This is a genomic window from Saccharopolyspora montiporae (genome assembly GCF_015209505.1).
GTDB classification, from domain to species: domain Bacteria; phylum Actinomycetota; class Actinomycetes; order Mycobacteriales; family Pseudonocardiaceae; genus Saccharopolyspora; species Saccharopolyspora montiporae.
In genome coordinates this window covers 132,706-154,259 of sequence record NZ_JADEYC010000012.1, presented here as the reverse complement: position 1 = coordinate 154,259, position 21,554 = coordinate 132,706, and the positions used below count along the sequence as shown (strand labels likewise).

General features: G+C 73.0%; 19 protein-coding genes. 14 read left to right on the top strand and 5 right to left on the bottom strand.

All coding sequences use genetic code 11. The annotated features are described in order from the left end of the window. Positions 1-36 precede the first annotated feature (36 nt). On the bottom strand, positions 37-672 hold the full coding sequence (cofC, locus tag IQ251_RS08210; RefSeq protein WP_193927864.1) for a 2-phospho-L-lactate guanylyltransferase: 636 nt from the start codon (positions 670-672) through the stop codon (positions 37-39). A gap of 120 nt (positions 673-792) precedes the next feature. Between cofC and IQ251_RS08205 the strand changes: the two genes are divergently transcribed. From IQ251_RS08205 to IQ251_RS08180, 6 genes are all read left to right on the top strand, one after another. After that, the gene (locus IQ251_RS08205; RefSeq protein WP_193927863.1) at positions 793-1,584 is read left to right on the top strand and encodes a lysophospholipid acyltransferase family protein; all 792 of its coding nucleotides are present in this window, start codon (positions 793-795) and stop codon (positions 1,582-1,584) included. Further along, complete coding sequence (locus IQ251_RS08200; RefSeq protein WP_193927862.1) at positions 1,571-2,578, top strand: NAD(P)H-dependent glycerol-3-phosphate dehydrogenase; 1,008 nt, start codon at positions 1,571-1,573, stop codon at positions 2,576-2,578. Before IQ251_RS08205 ends, IQ251_RS08200 begins: the two co-directional genes overlap by 14 nt. 20 nt (positions 2,579-2,598) lie before the next feature. After that, positions 2,599-3,750, top strand: coding sequence for a cystathionine gamma-lyase (locus IQ251_RS08195; RefSeq protein ID WP_193927861.1), 1,152 nt, complete (start codon positions 2,599-2,601; stop codon positions 3,748-3,750). A gap of 211 nt (positions 3,751-3,961) precedes the next feature. Further along, positions 3,962-4,432: a cysteine dioxygenase gene (locus IQ251_RS08190; protein WP_193927894.1), complete on the top strand. Its 471-nt coding sequence runs from the start codon at positions 3,962-3,964 to the stop codon at positions 4,430-4,432. A 52-nt stretch (positions 4,433-4,484) separates the two neighbouring features. After that, entirely contained in the window at positions 4,485-5,897 is a 1,413-nt protein-coding gene (gene pdxR, locus IQ251_RS08185; RefSeq protein WP_193927860.1) for a MocR-like pyridoxine biosynthesis transcription factor PdxR, read from the top strand. 43 nt (positions 5,898-5,940) lie between these two features. Beyond that, positions 5,941-7,032, top strand: a complete 1,092-nt coding sequence (locus tag IQ251_RS08180; RefSeq protein ID WP_193927859.1) for a D-alanine--D-alanine ligase family protein — start codon at positions 5,941-5,943, stop codon at positions 7,030-7,032. Between the two features lie 19 nt (positions 7,033-7,051). On the opposite strand, the gene IQ251_RS08175 is transcribed toward IQ251_RS08180, so the two are convergent. Continuing rightward, positions 7,052-7,627: a DUF3515 domain-containing protein gene (locus IQ251_RS08175; protein WP_370591269.1), complete on the bottom strand. Its 576-nt coding sequence runs from the start codon at positions 7,625-7,627 to the stop codon at positions 7,052-7,054. Between the two features lie 51 nt (positions 7,628-7,678). After that, the gene (locus tag IQ251_RS08170; RefSeq protein ID WP_193927892.1) at positions 7,679-7,912 is read right to left on the bottom strand and encodes an Lrp/AsnC ligand binding domain-containing protein; all 234 of its coding nucleotides are present in this window, start codon (positions 7,910-7,912) and stop codon (positions 7,679-7,681) included. 96 nt (positions 7,913-8,008) lie between these two features. Here IQ251_RS08170 and IQ251_RS08165 point away from each other — a divergent pair, with 96 nt between their 5' ends. Next, complete coding sequence (locus tag IQ251_RS08165; RefSeq protein WP_193927858.1) at positions 8,009-8,977, top strand: thiamine-phosphate kinase; 969 nt, start codon at positions 8,009-8,011, stop codon at positions 8,975-8,977. 51 nt (positions 8,978-9,028) lie between these two features. Here the strand turns inward: IQ251_RS08165 and IQ251_RS08160 are convergent, their stop codons facing one another. Further along, positions 9,029-10,363 (bottom strand): MFS transporter, encoded by a 1,335-nt coding sequence (locus IQ251_RS08160; protein WP_193927857.1) that lies wholly within the window; start codon positions 10,361-10,363, stop codon positions 9,029-9,031. Positions 10,364-10,782: 419 nt separating this feature from the next. Between IQ251_RS08160 and IQ251_RS08155 the strand changes: the two genes are divergently transcribed. Then, positions 10,783-11,457 (top strand): uracil-DNA glycosylase, encoded by a 675-nt coding sequence (locus tag IQ251_RS08155; protein WP_193927856.1) that lies wholly within the window; start codon positions 10,783-10,785, stop codon positions 11,455-11,457. Between the two features lie 134 nt (positions 11,458-11,591). Here IQ251_RS08155 and rpmB read toward each other — a convergent pair whose 3' ends face one another. Then, a complete protein-coding gene (gene rpmB / locus IQ251_RS08150; protein ID WP_193927855.1) occupies positions 11,592-11,783 on the bottom strand; it encodes a 50S ribosomal protein L28 in 192 nt (63 codons plus the stop codon). A gap of 298 nt (positions 11,784-12,081) precedes the next feature. On the opposite strand from rpmB, the gene IQ251_RS08145 reads away from it, so the two are divergent. From IQ251_RS08145 to IQ251_RS08120, 6 genes are all read left to right on the top strand, one after another. Further along, positions 12,082-13,626 (top strand): DAK2 domain-containing protein, encoded by a 1,545-nt coding sequence (locus IQ251_RS08145; protein ID WP_370591268.1) that lies wholly within the window; start codon positions 12,082-12,084, stop codon positions 13,624-13,626. Between the two features lie 48 nt (positions 13,627-13,674). Continuing rightward, complete coding sequence (locus IQ251_RS08140; protein WP_193927853.1) at positions 13,675-14,028, top strand: GntR family transcriptional regulator; 354 nt, start codon at positions 13,675-13,677, stop codon at positions 14,026-14,028. Then, positions 14,025-14,972 (top strand): SdpI family protein, encoded by a 948-nt coding sequence (locus IQ251_RS08135; RefSeq protein ID WP_193927852.1) that lies wholly within the window; start codon positions 14,025-14,027, stop codon positions 14,970-14,972. Before IQ251_RS08140 ends, IQ251_RS08135 begins: the two co-directional genes overlap by 4 nt. A 95-nt stretch (positions 14,973-15,067) precedes the next feature. Then, a complete protein-coding gene (locus IQ251_RS08130; RefSeq protein WP_193927851.1) occupies positions 15,068-15,517 on the top strand; it encodes a hypothetical protein in 450 nt (149 codons plus the stop codon). Between the two features lie 99 nt (positions 15,518-15,616). Continuing rightward, positions 15,617-17,851 carry an ATP-dependent DNA helicase RecG gene (recG, locus tag IQ251_RS08125; RefSeq protein WP_193927850.1) on the top strand — a complete coding sequence of 745 codons (2,235 nt, stop codon included), beginning with the start codon at positions 15,617-15,619 and terminating at the stop codon, positions 17,849-17,851. Between the two features lie 249 nt (positions 17,852-18,100). Then, positions 18,101-21,481: a pyruvate carboxylase gene (locus IQ251_RS08120; RefSeq protein ID WP_193927849.1), complete on the top strand. Its 3,381-nt coding sequence runs from the start codon at positions 18,101-18,103 to the stop codon at positions 21,479-21,481. Positions 21,482-21,554 lie beyond the last annotated feature (73 nt).

The following is a 21,554-nucleotide window of genomic DNA, read 5'->3' as shown; positions in this document are numbered from 1 at the left end:
GTCCGCGCACCGGACACCGGTGGCCGCTGCGGCCGGTCAGTCGGCTGCGGGCAGGCTCGCGGTGCGCGGTCCCAGGCCGAGGGATCGCGCGGCCCGCAGGTCCGCCGCGGTGTCCACGTCGCAGCGCACCGACGGCCACGGGCCGTCCAGCCGCCGCGCCCCGGAGCGCGCGTGCGCTCGGGCGGAACCGGGGCCGAACGCCGGATCGAGCGCGTCTCCCGCGGCGGCCAGCAGCAGCGTGGTGCCGGTGCCGTGCCGGTCCGGGCAGAACGCGCGGTCCTCGCCCGCGGCCCGCAGCGCCGCGGTCAGCTCCGCGGGACGCAGCGCGGGCAGGTCGCCGTGCAGCGCCCCGATCCGCCGCACCCGCTCCTGCGCGCGCAGCGCCGACTCGGCGCACCGGAGTGCGGGGTTGAGCCCGGCGGCCGGGACGTCCGGCAGCACCGGAACGCCCGCGGCCGCGACGATCCCGGTCAGCTCCGGATCCGAACTCACCATGACCACCTGCACGCCGTCGGCCTGCCGGGCCGCTTCCATTGTGTCCAACGCCACTGCGGCGACCAGGTCCGCGTGCGCGCGGGGGCTGCCCCGCCCGCCGTCGGCGGCGCCGCGCAACCGCGACTTGGCCGCGTGCAGCGGTTTGATGGGCACGAGCAGGTGCGAACGGGTGGCCACGGCACAATCTTGCCGTCCCGCGGCCCGGCCTCGACCGGGCCGGGCGGGTTCCGGCTGCCCGCTGCCGGCGCGGGGAGAGGTACCTTGGCCCGGGCTCGCGGAGGATGAAGAGGAGTTGCCGTGGCGGAACCGAGGAGTCTCCGGCGCCAGCGGAGACGGACCAGTGAGAAGGCCAAGGGCACCGGGAAGTTCTGGCTCGGCCTGGCTCGGGTCGTGTTCTACCCGGCGACCGGGCTGCTGGCCCGCACCCGGGTGACCGGTCTGCACAACGTGCCCGCCGACGGGCCCGCGCTGGTGGTGCTCAACCACGTGTCGCACCTGGACCCGGTCTTCGACGCCGTCGCGGTGCACCGCGGTGCGCGCGTCCCGCGGTTCCTGGCCAAGAGCTCGCTGTGGAAGGTCCCGGTGCTGGGCGGCGTGCTCACCGGGGTCGACCAGATCCCGGTGCACCGCGGCAGCACCGACGCGCGGCGCAGCCTGCAGGCTGCGCACGACGCGCTGCAGCGCGGCAAGGTGCTGATCATCTACCCGGACGGCACCATCACCAAGGATCCCACCGGCTGGCCGATGAACCCCAAGCTCGGGGTGGCGCAGCTAGCCCTGCGCAACGACGTCCCGGTCATCCCGGCCGCGCGCTGGGGAACCCGCGACATCTACGACGGGTACAACAAGCGGTTCCGCCCGTTCCCGCGCAAGCAGGTGACCTACGCGTTCGGCGAACCCCTCGACCTGGAGCAGTACCGGGGCGGCGAGCACGACACCGCGGTGCTGCGCGAGGTCGCCAGGCTGGCCATGTCGCGTTCGCGGGAGCTGCTCGGCGGGATCCGCGGGGAGCAGCCGCCGGAGGCCTTCTACTCGCCCGCGCGCAAGGGCGCTGCGGACCAGGCCCGGGACGACGATGGCGCGGCCTGAGCGCATCGCGGTCCTCGGGGCCGGCTCGTGGGGCACCACCTTCGCGAAGGTCCTCGCCGATGCGGGCGGCGATGTGGTGCTGTGGGCGCGGCGGCCCGAGGTGGCCAAGGCGATCAACGACAGCGGGGAGAATCCGGACTACCTGCCCGGAATCCGGTTGCCGGACCGGTTGCGCGCCAGTTCGGACGCGGCCGAGGCGCTGCACGGTGCCGGCGCGGTGGTGCTCGCGGTGCCGAGCCAGTCGCTGCGCGAGAACCTGGCCGGCTGGCAACCGCTGCTGCCCGCGGGCGCGACCCTGGTGAGCCTGGCCAAGGGCGTGGAGCTGAGCACGGTGAAGCGGATGAGCCAGGTGATTGGCGAGGTCGCCGACGTGCCCGCCGAGCAGGTGGCCGTGGTTTCCGGGCCGAACCTGGCCAAGGAGATCGCCGCCGAGCACCCCACGGCCACCGTGGTGGCCTGCGCCGACCACGAGCGCGCGGTGGACCTGCAGCTGGCGTGCTCCACCCCGTATTTCCGGCCGTACACCAACACCGATCTGATCGGCATCGAGCTGGCCGGTGCCTGCAAGAACGTCATCGCGCTCGCCTGCGGGATCTCCGTGGGACTGGGCTACGGCGACAACACGATGTCCTCGCTGATCACCCGCGGCCTGGCCGAGACGACCCGGCTGGGCGTGGCGGCCGGGGCCGAGCCGATGACCTTCGCCGGGCTGGCGGGCTTGGGCGACCTGTCGGCGACCTGCATGTCCCCGCTGTCGCGCAACCGCACGTTCGGCGAGCGGCTGGGGCTCGGCGAGACCCTGGCGCAGGCGCAGGAAGCCGCGCACGGCCAGGTGGCCGAGGGCGTGAAGTCGTGCTCGTCGATCCGCCAGCTCGCCGAGCGCTACGACGTGGAGATGCCGATCACCGATGTGGTGCACCGGGTGTGCCACGAAGGACTGCAGCCCGGGCCCGCGGCGGCCGAACTGCTGGGTCGGGAACGCAAGCCGGAGTGACCCGGCGGAGGGGAGGGGTCGTGGATTTCCCGACGTTCAGCGCTTCGACGTTCGACGGTGCGGAGTTCGGCGACGGGACGCGCTGCGTGCACGGGGGGCACCCGGAACCGGCGACCGGAATGCCGCTGCTGGGCGGGCCGGTGTTCGCCGCGCCGTACCACCTGGGCGGCCAGGAGCAGGGCGCGGACTTCTACGGCCGGGCGGGCAATCCCACGTGGCGCGCGCTGGAGACGGCCGTCGGCGAACTCGACGGCGGGCAGTGCGTGCTGCTGCCCTCGGGCATGGCGGCGGTGCACACCCTGCTGCGCACCGTGCTGCGCAGCGGGGACGGCCTGGTGATCCCCAGCGACGGGTATTACGCGACGCGCGATCTGGTGCACGACCAGCTGGCGGACCTGGCGCTGGACGTGCGCGAGGTGCCCACGCCCGGCCCGTGGTCGGACGAGTTGTTCGACGGGGTGCGGCTGGTGCTGCTGGAGACCCCGTCCAACCCCGGGCTGGACGTCTGCGACATCGCCGAGCTGGCGCGGCGGGCGCATGCGGCCGGTGCGCTGTTGGCGGTGGACAACACGACCGCGACCCCGCTGGGGCAGCGCCCCCTGGAGCTGGGTGCCGATATCGCGCTGGCCAGCGACACCAAGGCGCTGTCCGGGCACAGCGATGTGCTCATGGGGCACGTCTCGGTCCGCGACGAGCAGCTGGCCGAGCGGTTGCGCCGGGCGCGCACGCTCAGCGGCGCCATCCCGGGCCCGTTCGAGACGTGGCTGGTGCACCGCAGCATGGGCACGTTGGACCTGCGGCTGCGTCGCCAGGCGGAGAACGCGGCCGCGCTCGTCGACGCGCTGCGCGACCATCCGGCGGTGACCGGTCTGCGCTGGACCGGGGACCCGCACGACCGCGATCACGAACTGGCCTCCCGGCAGATGCGCCGGTTCGGTGGCGTGCTGCACTTCGAGCTCGCCGATGCGGCCGCGGTCGAGGATTTCGTGCGCCGCAGCGAACTCGTGGTGGCCGCGACCAGTTTCGGCGGGCTGCACAGCACGGTGGACCGCCGGGCCCAGTTCGGCGATCCGGTATCGGGGGGTTTCGTGCGCTTCTCCTGCGGGTGTGAGGATCCGGCTGACCTCGTCGCCGATGTGCTGCGTGCCCTCGACACCGTCACGTCGGTGTGAGCTGACCCGGATCCGGTTGACCGCGCCTGTCCGCGCTGGTTTCGTTTCGGGCGTGTTGTTGCGCGCCATGACGTCGAAGCGGGGTCACATCGACCTCCGCCGCGTCGCCAGCGCGCTGTGTAGCTGTCCTTCCCGCTGATCTGCTCCCGCCACGCGGGTGGCGCCCCTGCGCGCCGCCTGCCGCCGCCACGATCTCGAAGGGCACTCCACCTTGTTCGCCGTTCCGCCGAACACCGTTGCCGCCTCCGCGGACCTGTCCACCGCCCACCCGGTCCGGATCGCCGCCGAACTCGCCGCCGACCGCGCCGCGTGGGCGCACATGCTGCGCTACGACCCGGAGCAGCGCTGGGTCGGCCTGCTGGAACGCACCCGCGACCACGAGGCGTGGCTGCTGAGCTGGTTGCCGGGCCAGCACACCGAACTGCACGACCACGCGGGCGCCACCGGTGCGTTCACCCTGGTGTCCGGCAACCTGCGCGAGCGCGTGGTGCGCCGGGCGGGTGGCGAGGTGCTGCACCAGTTGACCGCGGGCCAGTCCCGCGTGTTCGGCCCGGACTACGTGCACCAGGTGCACAACGACGGGCCGGATCCGGCGGTGAGCATCCACGTCTACCGCCCTGGGCGCACCGGGATGCGCCGCTACGCCGACGATCCGGTGACCGGGCTGCGGCGCATCGGCTGATCCCGCCGGTGCGAGTGGCATGGTGTCCGCGCCGGTCGGCGACAATCGTGGAATGCCACCTCCCCACGGCGCGGCACGGGTGCCCGCGGCGAGCTCGCCGCTGCTGGAACTGGCCATCGAGCTGTCCCGCGCGGACGGGCGACCGCTGGCGGTGCAGCTGGCCGAACAGCTGCGCGCGGCGGCGGCCCGGGGAAACCTGCGCAGCGGGGACAGGTTGCCGTCCACCCGCGCGCTGGCCGGGCACCTGGCGGTCAGCCGCAGCGTCACCGCCGCGGCCTACGACCAGCTGCACGCGGAGGGCTGGATCACCGGCAAACGCGGTTCCGGCACCTTCGTGACCACCAGTCCTCCCGGGACCGCGCCGACGGCACCGGTCTCGCGCGCGGGCCGCGACCCCGGTCCACCCGGGCAGGCGGTGCTGACTCCGGGCGTGCCGTGGGCGGATGGCATCGACCGCGCGGCGTGGCGGCGGGCGTGGCGCGCGGCCGCCGACTCCGGCCCGGACGCCCATCGGGACCGCGCGGGGCGGGCGGACTACCGGGACGCGGTCGTGGAGCACCTGCTGCGGCACCGGGGGCTCGTGGTGCCCGGCGCGGCGGACCAGGTGCTGGCCACGGCCGGTACGACCGCGGCGCTGCTGGAGCTGGCGGCGGCGGTGCTCGATGACCGCCCGGTGGCGGTGGAGGAACCCGGGTACCAGCGGGCGGTGGGTGCGCTGCGTGCCGCGGGCCTGCGGGTCCTGCCCGTCCCGGTGGACGAGTCCGGCGTGGTGGTGGATCGGATCCCGGACGGGGTGCAGGCGGTGTACTGCTCGCCGGCGCACCAGTACCCGCTCGGCGGGCGGCTGCCCGCGCAGCGCCGGGTGGAGCTCGTGGAACGCGCCCGGCGCGCGGGCTGGTTGATCGTGGAGGACGACTACGACGGCGAACTCCGCTACGACGTCTCGCCGCTGCCGGTGCTGGCGTCCATGGCGCCGGACGTGGTGGTGCACTTGGGCACCACCAGCAAGATCCTCACCCCGACGCTGGGGGTCGGCTGGATGCTGGGACCGCCGGACGTGGTGCGCGCAGTGCTGGAGCACCGGGACCGGACCGGGACGGCGCCCTCGGCGGCGGGGCAGGTGGTGCTCGCCGAACTCGCGCGCAACGGCGATCTGGGGCGGCATCTGCGCCGGGTGCGCCGCGAGCTGTCCCAGCGTCGCGCGCTCGTCGTCGACCATCTCGGCTCGGTGGGCACGCGGGTCTTCGGCGACCAGGCGGGTGCGCACGTGGTGCTGCCGCGCGCGGATGCGGACGGGGAGCGGGACCTGGTCGAGCGCGGCGCCGAGCACGGGCTCGTGCTGGATGGGCTGCGCAGGCACCACGCGGGGCCGCAGCGGTGGTTCGGCCTGGCGCTCGGCTACGCCGCGTGTTCGCGCGCGGAGCTGACCGCGGCCGTGCGCGTGCTGGCCCGGTTGTGCGGGTGACGCGTGATTCGCCGGTCCGCCCGGGGCAGGTATCGTCCGGCGCATGACACAGCGCAAGACCCGGGTGGCCGTCGTGTTCGGCGGGCGCAGCACCGAGCACGGCATCTCCTGCGTGTCCGCGGGCAGCGTCCTCCAGCACCTCGACCCGGACCGCTTCGAGGTCGTGCCGGTGGGCATCACCCGGGACGGGGCGTGGGTGCTCGGCACCGACGATCCGGCGCAGCTGGCGATCCACGACCGCGAGGAGCCGGAGGTCGCCGGCGGGACCCCGGTCGCGCTGCCCGGCGATGCGACGCGGCGCGAGCTGGTGCTGATGGAGCCCGGCCGCGGTGGTGAGGTGCTGTCCGGGGTGGACGTGGTCTTCCCGGTGCTGCACGGGGCTTTCGGCGAGGACGGCACCATCCAGGGCCTGCTGGAGATGGCTGACGTCCCGTACGTCGGTGCGGGCGTGCTGTCCAGCGCGGTGTCGATGGACAAGGAATACACCAAGAAGCTGCTGGCCGCCGAGGGGCTTTCGGTCGGCACCTACGAGGTGCTCCGCCGCGGTGAGTCCACTTTGGACGATGCTCGGCGCGGGCGGCTCGGGCTGCCGGTCTTCGTCAAGCCGGCGCGGGCGGGCTCCTCGCTGGGCATCACGAAGGTCACCGACTGGGCCGGGCTGGACGAGGCGATCGCCGAGGCGCGGCGCACCGACCCGAAGGTCATCATCGAATCCGCCGTGACCGGCCGGGAGATCGAGTGCGGCGTGCTGGAGTTCCCGGACGGCCGGGTCCAGGCGTCCTTCCCGGCGGAACTGCGCGTCACCGGCGACAGCGACTGGTACGACTTCGAGTCCAAGTACCTCGACGACGTCACCGAATTCGACCTGCCGGCCAAGATCGCCGATGCGGACATCGAGCGGATGCGCACCGCGGCGGAGCGGGCGTTCACCGCGCTGGACTGCCAGGGTCTGGCCCGGGTGGACTTCTTCCTGTCCGACACGGGCGAGGTGATCGTCAACGAGGTCAACACGATGCCCGGGTTCACCTCGATCTCGCTGTACCCGCGGATGTGGGCGCATACCGGCATCGACTACGCCGCGCTGCTGAGCACCCTGGTGGACACGGCGCTGGCCCGCGGCACCGGCCTGCGGTGACCGCGACCCGCGGCGCAGGTTACGGGAGGACCGGGCGCTCGGGCAGCCGTTCGCGCAGGATCGCCGAAATGTCCTGCAGCGTCCCGGTTCCGGTGCCCTCCGGCGTGCTCAACGCCACGTACACCGGGCGATCGACGGCCAGCCAGGTGGTGTCACCGCCCTCGTTGATCTCCAACCAGCTCACCCCGGAGACCTCCGCCAGCGGCGAGGTCGGGGTGAGTTCGGCCGGGGCGTCGATCCCGCAGCGCAGCGTCACCGGGTCGTGCTCGGCGTCGCCCCAGGCCACGGTGGCCTGCGGCGCCGGATCGGCCAGTGCGCGGTGCGGGACCCGGGCGTCGCCGATGGTCAGCTCGTCCGGTGCGGCCGCCAGCACCTCGCGGCACTCCGCCGAACCGGCTTCCGGCGCGGGCACCGGCGCCAGCGGCAGCGGTCCGCTGCGCCGCGCCTGCTCGGCGGCAGCGGCGGCTTCCCGCTGCTGCGCCGAGGTGTACTGGCCCGCGATCCCGATGCCGGCCACGGTCAGGGCCAGGAGGACGCCCAGGACGAGCGCCGCGATCAACACCGGCCGGGGCACTCCGGATGCTTGCTGAACCACGTCTCCACTACAGCACGCCGACCCGCCGGGCTGTCCGGCGGCCGGGGACCGTCACAGGTGGACGACCGGGCAGGTCAGCGTGCGGGTGATCCCCTCGGTCTCCTGGATCCGCGAGGTGACCATCTTGCCGAGCTGGTCGACGTTCTCCGCCTCGGCGCGCACGATCACGTCGTAGGGGCCGGTGACGTCCTCGGCGCTGAGGACTCCGGGCGAACCCGCGATCTCGGCGGCCACGGCCGCGGCCTTGCCGACTTCGGTCTGGATGAGGATGTAAGCCTGAACCACGGCGTGCCCCTTCGTTCTGCCCATGCTCTCGGGTAGGAAACTCGCAGAAAGTTACCCCATCGGGCCGAGCGGACGCTCAAGGAAGGAAGGTCTGAGTTGGGTCCGGATTCGTCATACGACGCGGAGACCGTTGCCCAGGTGGGTGAGTTCGGTCTCATCGATCGCGTCACATCCGGGCGGGACCACTCCGCCGGAACGCTGCTCGGCCCGGGCGATGACGCCGCCGTGCTGGCCGCCCCGGACGGCCGGGTCGTGGCCGCCACCGATGTTCTCGTGGAACAGGTGCACTTCCGTTTCGACTGGTCGACTCCGCGGCAGGTGGGGCGCAAAGCGGTCGCGGTGAACCTCTCGGACATCGCTGCGATGGGCGCGGTGCCGACCGGGCTGCTGGTCGGGCTCGGCTGCTCGCCGGAGACGCCGGCCGAGGTGATCGACGAGCTGGCCGCAGGCATGTGGGAAGAGGCACAGCAGGTCGGGATCGGTCTGGTCGGCGGGGACATGGTGTCCGCCCAGGCGGTGACGATCTCGGTGACCGCGCTCGGCGATCTGCGCGGCCGGGTGCCGGTTACCCGCGCCGGGGCGCGCTCCGGCGATGTGCTCGCGGTGGCCGGGCGGCTCGGCTGGGCCGCGGCCGGTCTGGCGGTGCTGGGCCGCGGTTTCCGCTCCCCGGTGGCCGTCGTCGGCGCGCACCGGGTGCCGGAACCGCCCTACGCGGCCGGGCCCGCGGCCGCCGCTGCCGGGGCGACGTCGATGATCGACATCTCGGACGGGCTGCTCGCCGACCTGGGCCACATCGCTGCCGCGTCCGGAGTGGGCGTCGACGTGCGCACCGACCAGCTTCCCGTTCCGCAGCGGCTGTCCGAAGTGGCCTCGGCCCTGGGTGCCGACGCCCGGCACTGGGTGCTCACCGGCGGGGAGGACCAGGCGCTGGCGGCGACCTTCCCGCCGGGTGCCGAGCTGCCGGAGGGCTGGACCGCGGTCGGTGCGGTGGATGAGGGCGCCGGGGTGACCGTGGACGGCCGGGAGTACGAGGGCGGCAGCGGCTGGGAGCACTGGCGCCGCTGAGCGCAGCACGACCCCGGCGCGCGGTGGCACCGGGGTCGTGCTGCGTGGGGATCAGGAACCGGTCGCCGCGGGGCGGGCCGGGTCGTCCTCCATCAGCGGTTTGCCCACGGTCTCCTTCATCAGCAGGATCGGGATGAGCGCGACCGCCGCTGCCGCCATCAGGTAGAAGGCGGGGAAGAACGTGTTGCCGGTCGTCCCGACGAAGTAGTCGTTGACCAGCGGTGCCGTACCGCCGAAGGCCGCGGTGGAAACGTTGTAGCCGATCGCGAACGCGCCGTAGCGCACCTTCGTCGGGAACATCGCGGGCAGCGTCGCCGCCAGCGGGCCCACGAGCTGCACGTGCCCGATGCCCAGCAGCATCAGCCCGAGCAGCGTGGTGAGCATGGTGCCCTGCGCGATGAGCATGAACGCCGGGATCGGCAGCACCAGGAAGCAGATCGCCGCGGACAGGAACAGCGGTTTGCGGCCCACCCGGTCGGACAGCGCGCCGATCGGGATGATGATCAGCATCATGAACGCCACCGCGAGCAGCAGCGGCAGCAGGACCTCGTACTTCCGCTCCTCCGGCACGTCGAGCGTGTCGAGCAGGTACGTCTCCATGTAGGTCAGGATCGTGTAGTTGGCGATGTTGATCAGCAGCACGATCCCCATCAGGATCAGCAGCTGGCGCCACCACCCGACGATCAGGGCACGCAGCGGGGCCTTCTCCACCCGCTGGTTCTCCTTGAGCGCGTTGAACGCCGGCGTGTCCTCCAGCTTGTGCCGCAGGTACAGCCCGATCAGGCCCAGCGGACCGGCGATCAGGAACGGGATCCGCCAGCCCCATTCCTCCATCGACGCGGTGTCCAGGCTCAGGATCAGGATCGTGGGCACCAGCGCGCCAAATCCGAACCCGCCCAGCGTGCCGAATTCCAGCCAGGCGCCCCAGAAACCGCGCCGCTTGTCCGGTGAGAACTCCGCGATGTAGGTCGCGGCCCCGCCGTATTCGCCGCCGGTGGAGAACCCCTGCAGCATGCGGCACAACAGCAGCAGCACCGGTGCCAGCAACCCGATCGCCTGGTACGTCGGCAGGAGTCCGATCAGGAACGTCGACCCGGACATCAGCAGGATGGTGATCGCCAGGACCCGCTGCCTACCGATCCGGTCGCCCAGTGGGCCGAAGAACAGGCTGCCCAGCGGGCGGAAGAGGAAGGAGAGGGCGAACACGCCGAACGCCGACGCGACCTCCCACGGCCCGGGGAAGAACTGGTGGCCGATGTACACGGCGACGTAGGCGTAGACCCCGAAGTCGTACCACTCGGTGAAGTTGCCGATCGCCGCGGCACCGACCGCCCGCCGCAGCAGGGATCGTTGTTCCGGGGCTTCGTTCGTTTTCTGCTCAGCCATGAGTCTGCCGGCCACCTCCGGGGTCACGGTCGTCCACGCCGTCATCTCGCTCTCGAATAGGCAGAACCTAGCCCAGCAGTGCGGGTGCAGCCAGCAAGGAAAGGAAATTCGGGGATTCCGATCGGATTTCCGTTATGCAAAAGGTCACCGCGCGTGCCGGGGATGCCGCCGAATCGGCGCTGTCGGATTTGACAACGGAACCGAGCTCGTGACGGGCGCAAACGACGCGCCGCACACCGCACTCATCGCCCGCGTGAGCCAGATCGCGCCACGCCCTACCGCTACGGAACGTGATGTGCACCACTTGTCTTTCCGGGCGGATGCGCTAACCGCGCGTGGCCGCGTCGCCGTCGGCGCGGTTGGCGCCGGCGCGGGGGCGCTCGGCACGCGCGCCGAGCTCCTCGCTATCGTGATCGGCCATGGCCGCACAACCCCTGCGCGAACTGGTCGAGCCCGGGTGGGCGGAGGCACTGGAACCCGTGGCGGACCGGATCGCCGCGGCGGGTGAGTTCCTGCGCGGCGAGATCGCCGAGGGGCGCGAGTACCTCCCTGCTCCGCAGAACGTGCTGCGTGCGTTCCAGCAGCCGTTCCACGGCGTGCGCGTGCTGATCGTCGGGCAGGACCCGTACCCGACGCCCGGTCACCCGGTGGGGCTGAGCTTCTCCGTGGCTCCGGACGTGCGGCCGCCGCGCAGCCTGGTGAACATCTTCCGCGAGTACGCCGAGGACCTCGGACACCCGCAGCCGTCCAGCGGGGACCTCTCGCCGTGGACCGAGCAGGGCGTGCTGCTGCTCAACCGCGCGCTGACCGTGCGCCCGCACAAGCCCGGATCGCACCGCGGCAAGGGCTGGGAGGACGTCACCGCGCAGGCCATCCGCGCGCTCGCGGCCCGCGAGGAGCCGATGGTGGCGGTGCTGTGGGGGCGGGACGCGCGCGATCTGCGCCCACTGATGCCCGGGGTGGAGTGCGTCGAGTCATCGCATCCCAGCCCGATGTCGGCCGACCGCGGCTTCTTCGGCTCCCGCCCGTTCAGCCGGGTCAACGAGATCCTGCAGCGCAAGGGTGCCGACCCGGTCGACTGGAAGCTGCCCTAGCCGGGCCCCGCGCGTCCGCGGTCGAAGAAGTCCCCCGGAAAAGCAGAAAACCCCGAGGCTCTGCCTCGGGGTCCTGGAACCCGCCCACCGGAGCAACCGGAAGCGGATCCCCGCGCGCTGCGCCGGCGCGTGCTTCAGCCGCGTGCGACCTTGCCGGCCTTGATGCACGAGGTGCACACGTTCATGCGCTTGCGCTGGGAAAGACCGATCTTGGCGTGCACGGTCTGGATGTTCGGGTTCCACCGGCGCCTGGTCTTCCGGTGGGAGTGCGAGACCGAGTTGCCGAAGCCTGGTCCCTTACCGCAGACGTCGCAAACGGCAGCCACGTCAGACACCCCTAACTTTGCGTTGACGGTTGCGGCGATGAAGCCACGCAAACACCCGCATGGGTCGGCGTCTCCCGGAGACGACTGTGCTTGCCGCGCCACCGCCCTACCGGCGGTATCGAAACCGGGCTCCCGGTTGGCTCGGTCATCGCCACCCGGGCACCACCCGGGACCCGACGAGTGTAGCCCACCCCCGCAGCTGCGGTCTCCGCAGGGTGCGGCGGCCCCGAGGGCGCACCGGTCCGGGTCCCGTCGCCTAGTGTCGCCTGCGACGGACGGGCGACCGCGGGAGGTCCTGGTGTTGCGGACGCTGAACGCTGCGGGGGCGCGCAGGTGGGCCGATCTCGTGCTGGCCGGGCTCATCGCCGAGCGCGACGCGATCGACCGGATCAACCTCTACCCGGTCGCCGACAGCGATACCGGGACGAACCTGCTGGCCACGATGCGCTCCGCGGTGGCCGCGCTGGACGCCGCCGAACCGGAGACCGTGGGCGGGGTCATCGCCGCGCTCGCCCGCGGCGCCCGGGACGGTGCGTGCGGCAACTCGGGCATCCTGCTGTCCCAAGCCGTGCGCGGGGTGGCTGAGGGGTGCGGGCAGGCGGCGTCGATCGACGGCGCGGTGTTCGCGCAGTCGCTGCGCAGCGCGCACGAGCACGCCGCAGCAGCCGTCGCCGACCCGGTTCCCGGCACCCTGCTGACCGTGCTGGAGGCGGCCGCGCAGGCCGTTCCGGGCGGCGCGCCGTTGCCGGAGGCCGTGCACGAGGCGACCCGGGCCGCGGCCGAGGCGCTGCAAGCCACCACCGGGCAGCTGCCGGTGCTGCGCGAGGCCGGCGTGGTCGATGCGGGCGGGCGCGGGCTCGTACTGCTGCTGGACGCGCTGCACGCGGTGGTGCACGACGGCAAGCGGGTGGCTCCCGACGCGCCCACCGCGCCCGGTGCGGCGTCGTCCGGATTGCAGCACGAGTCCGCGTTCGACTACGAGGTCATGTACCTGCTGAACGGCCCCGGTGAGCAGGCGGCGGCCGAGCTGCGCGACCGGCTGGCCGGGCTCGGCGACTGCGTGTCCGTGGTCGGGGAGCAGGACTCCTGGCTGGTCCACGTGCACTGCGCCGACATCGGGGCGGCCGTGGAGGCGGGGATCGCGGCGGGCCACGTGCACCGGATCAAGGTCACCCGCTTCGCCGACCAGCGCGCGGGCCTCAACCGGGACGTGGCTGTGCTCGCCTGCGTCCCGGACGCGCAGACCGGGGAGCTGTTCGCGGCAGAAGGGGCCGATGTGCTGCGCGCGGACGCGGACCTGTCCCCGGCGGGCCTGGTCGAGGCGGTGCGCTCGACCGGCGCCGAGCACGTGGTGGTGCTCACCAACGACGGGCGCACGGCGGCGCTGGCCGAGCGCGCGGTGTTCGGCGCGGACCAGGACGTGGTGGTGCTGCCCACGGCGTCCCCGGTGCAGGGCATGTCCGCGCTGGCCGTGCACGATCCCGGCCGGCGCCGGGCCGATGACCAGGTCGCCATGGCCGAGGCGGCCGCGGCGACCCGGCGCGGCGAGCTGCGGGTGGCCGATGCCGAGGCGCTGACCTGGGTGGGCAGGTGCGTGCCCGGGGACGTGCTGGGTCTGGTCGACGACGAGGTGGTGTTGATCGCGGCCGATCTGCCGCGGGGCGCCCGGGAGCTGGTGGACCGGATGCTGGCCAACGGCGGGGAGCTGCTCACCGCGCTGGTGCCGGAGGAGTCGACGGGCGAGTTGCTGGCCGAGCACTTGCGCCGCACCCGGCCGGAGGTGGAGCTGGCCTGCTATCCGGCCGGGTGCTCCGGGTCGGTGCTGCTGCTGGGCGTGGAGTGACGCCGGAGCTCCCGGGATCGAATGAATGGTGCTAGTGTCATTAGCACCATGTTGTTGTCCGTGGACCTGTCCGACGAGCGGCCGTTGCACGAGCAGGCCGCCGATGCGGTGCGGCGGGCCATCGCCGACGGGGAGATCCGGCCCGGCGACCGGCTCCCGCCCGCTCGGGACCTGGCCGCAGCGCTGCAGATCAACGCGAACACGGTGCTGCGCGCGCTGCGGGGGCTGCGCGACGAAGGGCTGCTGGAGTTCCGTCGCGGCCGCGGGGTGACGGTGCTGGAGCGCCCGGATCCGCGCGGGCAGCTGCGGGAACGCCTCCGCGGGCTGCTCGCCGACGCGCGGCAGCACGGCTGCGGACCCGAGGACATCCGCGCCTGGCTGCGGGAGATGGAGGACGCGTGAGCAGGTTCGCCACGGCAGGTGCACTCGGGGCGGGAGTGGTATCCGCCGCGACGGTCGCGCCGGCGCTCGCCGTCCGGGACCGGTTGCCCGATCCGCTGGCCACCCACTGGGGGCCGGGCGGGTCGCCGGACGGCGCGCTCGGGCTGGGCGCGCACGTGGCGGCCCTGCTGGTCCTGTGGCTGGCCGTCGTCGCCTTCGCGCTGGTCACCGAGCTGCGGTCCGGTTCCCGGGCGCGCACCCGCCCGGCTGCTGCGGCGGCGCTGAGCGGTGGCGCGGTGTTCGTCCTCGGCCTGCAGGCGGTAACCCTGCTGTCCAATGTGGACGCAACGCGGTGGGTGGATGCCGATCCGGTGCACTGGCAGGTCGTCCCGGTGCTCGCGCTGGCCGCCGCGGCGGCTGGGCTGGGCTGGTGGCTGGTCCGCCGCCGCGTTCCCGCGCAGCAGGACCCGGACGGCGCCGGTTCCGGGCTGCGGCTGCCGCCGGGGCACCGGGCCGTGTGGGTCTCGGCGGTGAGCAGTCCGGTCCTGCTGGTGGTCAGCGCCGCGCTGCCCGCCGCCGCGGTGCCCGCCGCGCTGTTCGGACCGTGGTACGCGCCGTTGCTGCTGGTCGTGGCCGCACTGACCTGCCTGGGGTTGTCCAGCGCCCGGGTCCAGGTCGACGAGTCCGGGGTCCGGATCGGCCTCGGTCCGCAGCGCTGGCCGGTGCGGCGGTTGCCGCTGCACCGGATCCGCGGTGCGCGCGCCGAGGAGCGGCACCCGCTGGAAGCGGGCGGATGGGGCTATCGCTGGATGCCCGGGTTCACCGCGGTGATGCTGCGCGGCGGGCCGAGCCTGGTGCTGCAGCTGGATTCCGGGCGGGATTTCGTGGTCAGCGCCGAGGAGCCCGAGCGCGGCGCGGACGTGGTGACCGCGCTGCTGTCCGCGGACGGCACGCGCGCGGGATGAGCGCTGGTCACCGGCTCCGGTAGCTGCCGGTATGGTCCGGTCGTGTCGGCGCGCGACGGCGCGCCCGCGATCATCGGAGCGACCGGGGAGGGGATGTGCGCCTGCGCGGCCGGTACCTGCTGCTGAGCTGGTCGTTGTTCGTGGCCCTGATCATCGCCGGTGTCCCGCTGCTGCTGCAGGGCTACCTTCCGGACCGCATCGCGGTCGGCTGGGCCTCCTCGGGAGCGGCGGAGGAATCCAGCGCCCTCGGCGACTACCTGATCGGCCGGCTGGCCTGGTGGTCGTTGATCGTGCTCGTCTGGAGCGCCTTGGCGCACCGCGGCATTCCCCGCCGCAACCCCGGGAAGTGGGCCGGTGCGGCGCTCGGGGCGTTCGGTGCGGTGCTGGCCGGCGACGTGCTGCGCGTCCTGGTGGCCAACCTCGACGTGGACGATTACCGGGACGTCGAGCAGCTCGGCGGGGCGGGCTGGGTGCTAGTGGCCGCCTTGGTGTTGGGCTGGCTGGGCTGGCGCCGGGCGGTGGAACCGGATCGCGGGACGGCGTGAGCGCGCCGGAACCTGATCACCGCAGCGGCGCCGTGCCGGGGGACAATCGCTGCTGCGCTCGGTGACCGGCGGGCGCGCACCGGCAGGCGGAGGACAGCGGTGACCACGTGGGACACGGATCTCGGGCGGGTGCTCGGGGCCAAGACGGGCAAGGCGCTGGAGTCCGCGCTGGGTCTGGTGTCGGTCGGTGATCTGCTGCGCCACTACCCGCGCCGATACGCCGAGCGCGGCGAGCTGACCGCGATCGCGGGCCTGGAGATCGACGAGCACGCCACGGTGCTGGCCAAGGTGGACCGGGTGAGCAAGCGCAGCATGCGCGCGCGCCGCGGGACGATCGTGGAGGCCCGCATCACCGACGGCCACCGCTCACTGCTGTGCACCTTCTTCAACCAGGCGTGGCGCGAGCGGGAACTGGTCGCGGGCCGCCGCGGGATGTTCGCGGGCAAGGTCACCTCCTACCGCGGCAACCTGCAGCTCGCGCATCCCGAGTACCAGCTGTTCACCGAGGACGCCGACGTTTCCTCGGTCGCCGAGGACTTCGCCGGCGCGCTGCTCCCCGTTTATCCGTCGGCGCAGGGGTTGCCGTCCTGGTCGATCGCGCGCTGCGTGCGCCAGGTGCTGGAGGTCTGGGACGGGATGCAGGACCCGCTGCCCGACGAGCTGCGCCGCAGGCACGGGCTGACCGGGCTGGAGGACGCCCTGCGCAAGATCCACCAGCCGCAGGACCACGGCGAGGTCCAGGCGGCGCAGGAACGGTTGAAGTGGGACGAGGCGCTGGCGGTGCAACTGGTGCTGGCCCAGTCGCGCAGCGCCGCCGAAGAGCACCCGGCACCGTCCGCTCCGCTGCGCGAGGACGGGCTGCTGGCTGCGTTCGACGAGCGGATCCCGTTCTCCCTCACCGCTGGGCAGCGCGAGATCGGCGAGCGGATCGCGGCCGACCTCGCCGCGGAGCACCCGATGAACCGGCTGGTGCAGGGCGAGGTGGGCAGCGGCAAGACGGTCGTGGCGCTGCGCGCGATGCTGCAGGTGGTCGATTCCGGCAGGCAGGCGGCGATGCTGGCGCCGACCGAGGTGCTGGCGGCGCAGCACGCGCGGTCGCTGGCCGAGCTGCTCGGCGAGCTGGGTCGGGCCGGGGAGCTGGACGGTGCCGCGACGGCGACGCGGATCGCGCTGCTGACCGGTTCGCTGCCCGCCGCGCAGCGCAAGCAGGCGCTGCTGGACGCTGCGTCGGGTGCGGCGGGGATCGTGGTCGGCACGCACGCGCTGATCCAGGACCGGGTCGGTTTCGCCGAGCTCGGGCTGGTGGTCGTCGACGAGCAGCACCGGTTCGGGGTGGAGCAGCGGGACGCGCTGCGTGGCAGGGCCGGCGACGGGGTCAGCCCGCACGTGCTGGTGATGACGGCGACGCCGATCCCGCGGACCGTGGCGATGACGGTGTACGGCGATCTGCAGACCTCGGCGCTGCGCGAGCTGCCGCAGGGGCGGTCGCCGATCAGCACCAGCGTCGTGCCCGCCGCGGAGAAACCGGGGTGGCTGGACCGGGCCTGGCAGCGGGTCCGCGAGGAGGTCGCCGCCGGGCACCAGGTGTACGTGGTGTGCCCGCGGATCGGTGATGAGGAGTCGAAACCCGCTGCGTCGCGGGGAAAGCGCGGGTCCGATGTGGACGAGACCGAGGAGGTCGACACCGAGGACGCGGGGGCCGACGGCGATGACGGCCGCCGCCAGCCGGTGTCGGTGCTCGACGTCGCCGAGCAGCTGCGCACCGGTCCGCTGTCCGGGCTACGCCTCGGTGTGCTGCACGGCAGGCTGCCCGCCGAGGACAAGGACGCGGTGATGCGCGCGTTCGCCGCCGGGGAGGTGGACGTGCTGGTGGCCACGACGGTCGTGGAGGTCGGCGTCAACGTGCCCAACGCGACGGCGATGGTGATCATGGATGCCGACCGGTTCGGCGTCAGCCAGCTGCACCAGCTGCGCGGCCGGGTGGGCCGGGGTAGCGCTCCGGGGCTGTGCCTGCTGGTCACCGCGATTCCGGCCGGCACCACCACGCGGGAGCGGCTGGACGCGGTCGCCTCCACCACCGACGGTTTCGAGCTCGCCCGGCTGGACCTGCAGCTGCGGCGGGAAGGCGATGTGCTCGGTGCCAGCCAGTCCGGCCGCCGATCCGGGCTGAAGATGCTGTCCCTGCTGCGCGACGAGGACGTGATCGCCGAGGCCCGGGCTGAGGCGGAGTCGGTGGTGGCCGGGGACCCGCAGCTGGGCGCGCACCCGGGTCTGGCGCGGATGGTGGCCGAGGTCGTGGCCGAGGACCGCGCCGGCTATCTGGAGAAGAGCTGACCGCTGCGCGGTGGCCGCGCGACCGCGGTGCGGGCAGGCTCGGGGCGGGAACGCGCTCGCCGGGCGGTTTCCGCTTTGGCCGGACCAGAAATTCCGCAGACTTTCTTCGGGGTGATCCTTGTGCGGTGTCGACATTTGTGCAGCTCATGAGCGTTGAGCGTTTTCCGTCACGCCGCGGGTTCTCCCGGAAAGGGGAATTTTCGCGGTAGTGTTTCGGCGCCCACCGATACCTGTTCAGGAGGTAGCCGGATGTTCCGCAAGGTCCTCGTCGCCAACCGCGGCGAGATCGCGATCCGCGCGTTCCGCGCCGCGTACGAGCTCGGCGCGGGCACGGTCGCGGTGTTCCCGCACGAAGACCGGAACTCGCTGCATCGGCTCAAGGCCGACGAGTCGTACGAGATCGGGGAACCCGGCCATCCCGTCCGCGCCTACCTCTCGGTCGACGAGATCATCGCGGCGGCGCGCGAATCCGGTGCCGACGCCATCTACCCCGGCTACGGATTCCTGTCCGAGAACCCGGACCTCGCCCGCGCGTGCGCGCAAGCGGGCATCACGTTCGTCGGGCCCGGCCACGAGATCCTGCAGATGACCGGCAACAAGGCCACCGCGGTGGCCGCGGCCCGCGCGGCGGGCGTGCCGGTGCTGGAGTCCTCGGCACCCTCGGCCGACCTCGACGAACTGCTGTCCGCGGCCGAGCAGATGACCTACCCGGTGTTCGTCAAGGCCGTCGCCGGCGGCGGCGGCCGCGGCATGCGCCGGGTGGACGACCCGGGTGCGCTGCGCGAGGCGCTGGAAGCGGCGATGCGCGAAGCCGAGTCCGCGTTCGGCGATCCCACCGTCTTCCTGGAGCAGGCGGTGGTCAACCCGCGGCACATCGAGGTGCAGATCCTCGCGGACGGCGCCGGCGACGTGGTGCACCTGTACGAGCGGGACTGCTCGGTGCAGCGCCGGCACCAGAAGGTCGTCGAGATCGCGCCCGCGCCGAACCTGGATCCGCAGCTGCGCGAGCGGATCTGCGCCGACGCCGTCGCGTTCGCCCGCCGGATCGGCTACGTCAACGCGGGCACCGTCGAGTTCCTCGTCGACGAGCAGGGCCGGCACGTGTTCATCGAGATGAACCCGCGCATCCAGGTCGAGCACACGGTGACCGAGGAGGTCACCGACGCCGACCTGGTCCAGTCCCAGCTGCGCGTGGCCGGGGGCGAGACCCTGCGCGACCTGGGCATGACCCAGGAGACCATCTCGCTGCGCGGCGCCGCGCTGCAGTGCCGCATCACCACCGAGGATCCGGCCAACGGTTTCCGCCCGGACACCGGGATGATCAGCGCCTACCGGTCCCCGGGCGGCGCGGGCATCCGGCTGGACGGCGGGACGGCGTTCGCGGGGACCAGCGTCAGCGCGCACTTCGACTCGATGCTCGTCAAACTCTCCTGCCGCGGGCGCGATTTCGACACCGCCGTGGCCCGGGCCCGGCGCGCGGTCGCCGAGTTCCGCATCCGCGGGGTGTCCACGAACATCCCGTTCCTGCAGGCGGTGCTCGATGACCCGGACTTCGCGGTCGGGCGGATCACCACCTCGTTCATCGACGAGCGCCCGCAGCTGCTGACCGCGCGGCACTCGGCCGACCGCGGGACCCGTCTGCTGAACTACCTCGCCGACGTGACGGTCAACCGGCCGAACGGGAACCGGCCGGACACCGCCGATCCCGCGCACAAGCTGCCCGCACGCGTGGACATGTCGGCCGCGCCGCCCGCCGGGTCCAAGCAGCAGCTCACCGAGCTCGGCCCGGAGGGATTCGCCCGCTGGCTGCGCGAATCCGACGGCGTACGGGTCACCGACACCACCTTCCGCGACGCGCACCAATCGCTGCTGGCCACCCGGGTGCGCACCAAGGACCTGGTGGCGGTGGCGCCCTACGTCGCCCGGATGACGCCGGAGCTGCTGTCCCTGGAGGCGTGGGGCGGTGCCACCTACGACGTCGCGCTGCGGTTCCTGGCCGAGGACCCGTGGGAGCGGCTGGCCAAGCTGCGCGAGGCCGTGCCCAACATCTGCCTGCAGATGCTGCTGCGCGGCCGGAACACCGTCGGCTACACGCCCTACCCGGCCGAGGTGACCGAGCACTTCGTGCAGGAGGCCACCGACACCGGCATCGACATCTTCCGCATCTTCGACGCGCTCAACGATGTCGAGCAGATGCGCCCGGCCATCGATGCGGTGCGCGCCACCGGGAAGTCGGTCGCCGAGGTCGCGCTGTGCTACACCGCGGACCTCGCCGATCCGGCCGAGGACCTCTACACGCTGGACTACTACCTGCGGCTGGCCGAGCAGATCGTGGACGCCGGTGCGCACGTGCTGGCCATCAAGGACATGGCCGGGCTGCTGCGGCCCCCGGCAGCGGCGCAGCTGGTGACCGCGCTGCGCAGCGAGTTCGACTTGCCGGTGCACCTGCACACGCACGACACGCCCGGTGGGCAGCTGGCCTCCTACCTCTCCGCGATCCAGTCCGGTGTGGACGCCGTGGACGGTGCGACCGCCTCGGTGGCCGGCACCACCTCGCAGCCCCCGCTGTCCTCGGTGGTGGCCGCCACCGACCACACCGAGCGGGCCACCGGGCTCGACCTGGGCGCCGTCTGCGATTTGGAGCCCTACTGGGAATCGGTGCGCAAGGTCTACCAGCCGTTCGAAGCCGGGCTCGCCGCGCCCACCGGCCGCGTCTACTCGCACGAGATCCCCGGCGGGCAGCTGTCCAACCTGCGCACCCAGGCGGTCGCGCTCGGCCTCGGCGACAAGTTCGAGGAGATCGAGGCGATGTACGCCGCGGCCGACCGCATCCTGGGCAGGCTGGTCAAGGTCACCCCGTCCTCGAAGGTCGTCGGCGATCTCGCGCTGCACCTGGTCGGCGCCGGGGTGGCACCGGCCGACTTCGAGGCCGACCCGCGGCGGTTCGACATCCCGGACTCGGTCATCGGCTTCCTGCAGGGCGAGCTCGGCGAGCCGCCCGCGGGCTGGCCGGAGCCGTTCCGCACCCGCGCCCTGGAGGGGCGCACCGTGGAGCGCACGCTCGCCGATCTGTCCGAAGAGGACCAGCAGGGGTTGCGCGAGAACCGGCGCGGCACGCTCAACCGGCTGCTGTTCCCCAAGCCCACCCAGGAGTTCGACCAGCACCGCGAGGCCTACGGCGATACGTCGTTGCTGCGCAGCAAGGACTTCTTCTACGGACTGCGGGCCGGGGAGGAATACTCGGTGGACCTGGAGCCCGGTGTGCGGCTGCTGATCGGGCTGGAGGCGATCAGCGAACCGGACGAGCGCGGGATCCGCACCGTCATGGCCACGCTCAACGGGCAGCTGCGTCCGATCCAGGTGCGGGACCGCTCGGTGGCCTCCGAGCTGCCGGTCGCGGAGAAGGCCGACCGGAACAACGCCGGCCACGTCCCGGCACCGTTCGCCGGGGTGGTCACCCTCTCCGCCGGGGAAGGCGACCGGGTGGAGGCCGGGCAGACCGTGGCCAGCATCGAGGCGATGAAGATGGAGGCTGCGATCACCGCACCGCAGGCCGGTCAGGTCAAGCGGCTGGCCATCGGCCGCGTACAGCAGGTCGAGGGCGGCGATCTCATCATCGAGCTCGGCTGAGCGCGCGCGGGGCGGGGAGGTTCTCCCCGCCCCGCAGCCGCGTGGGCAGATGGATCCCGCAGCCGCGTGGGCA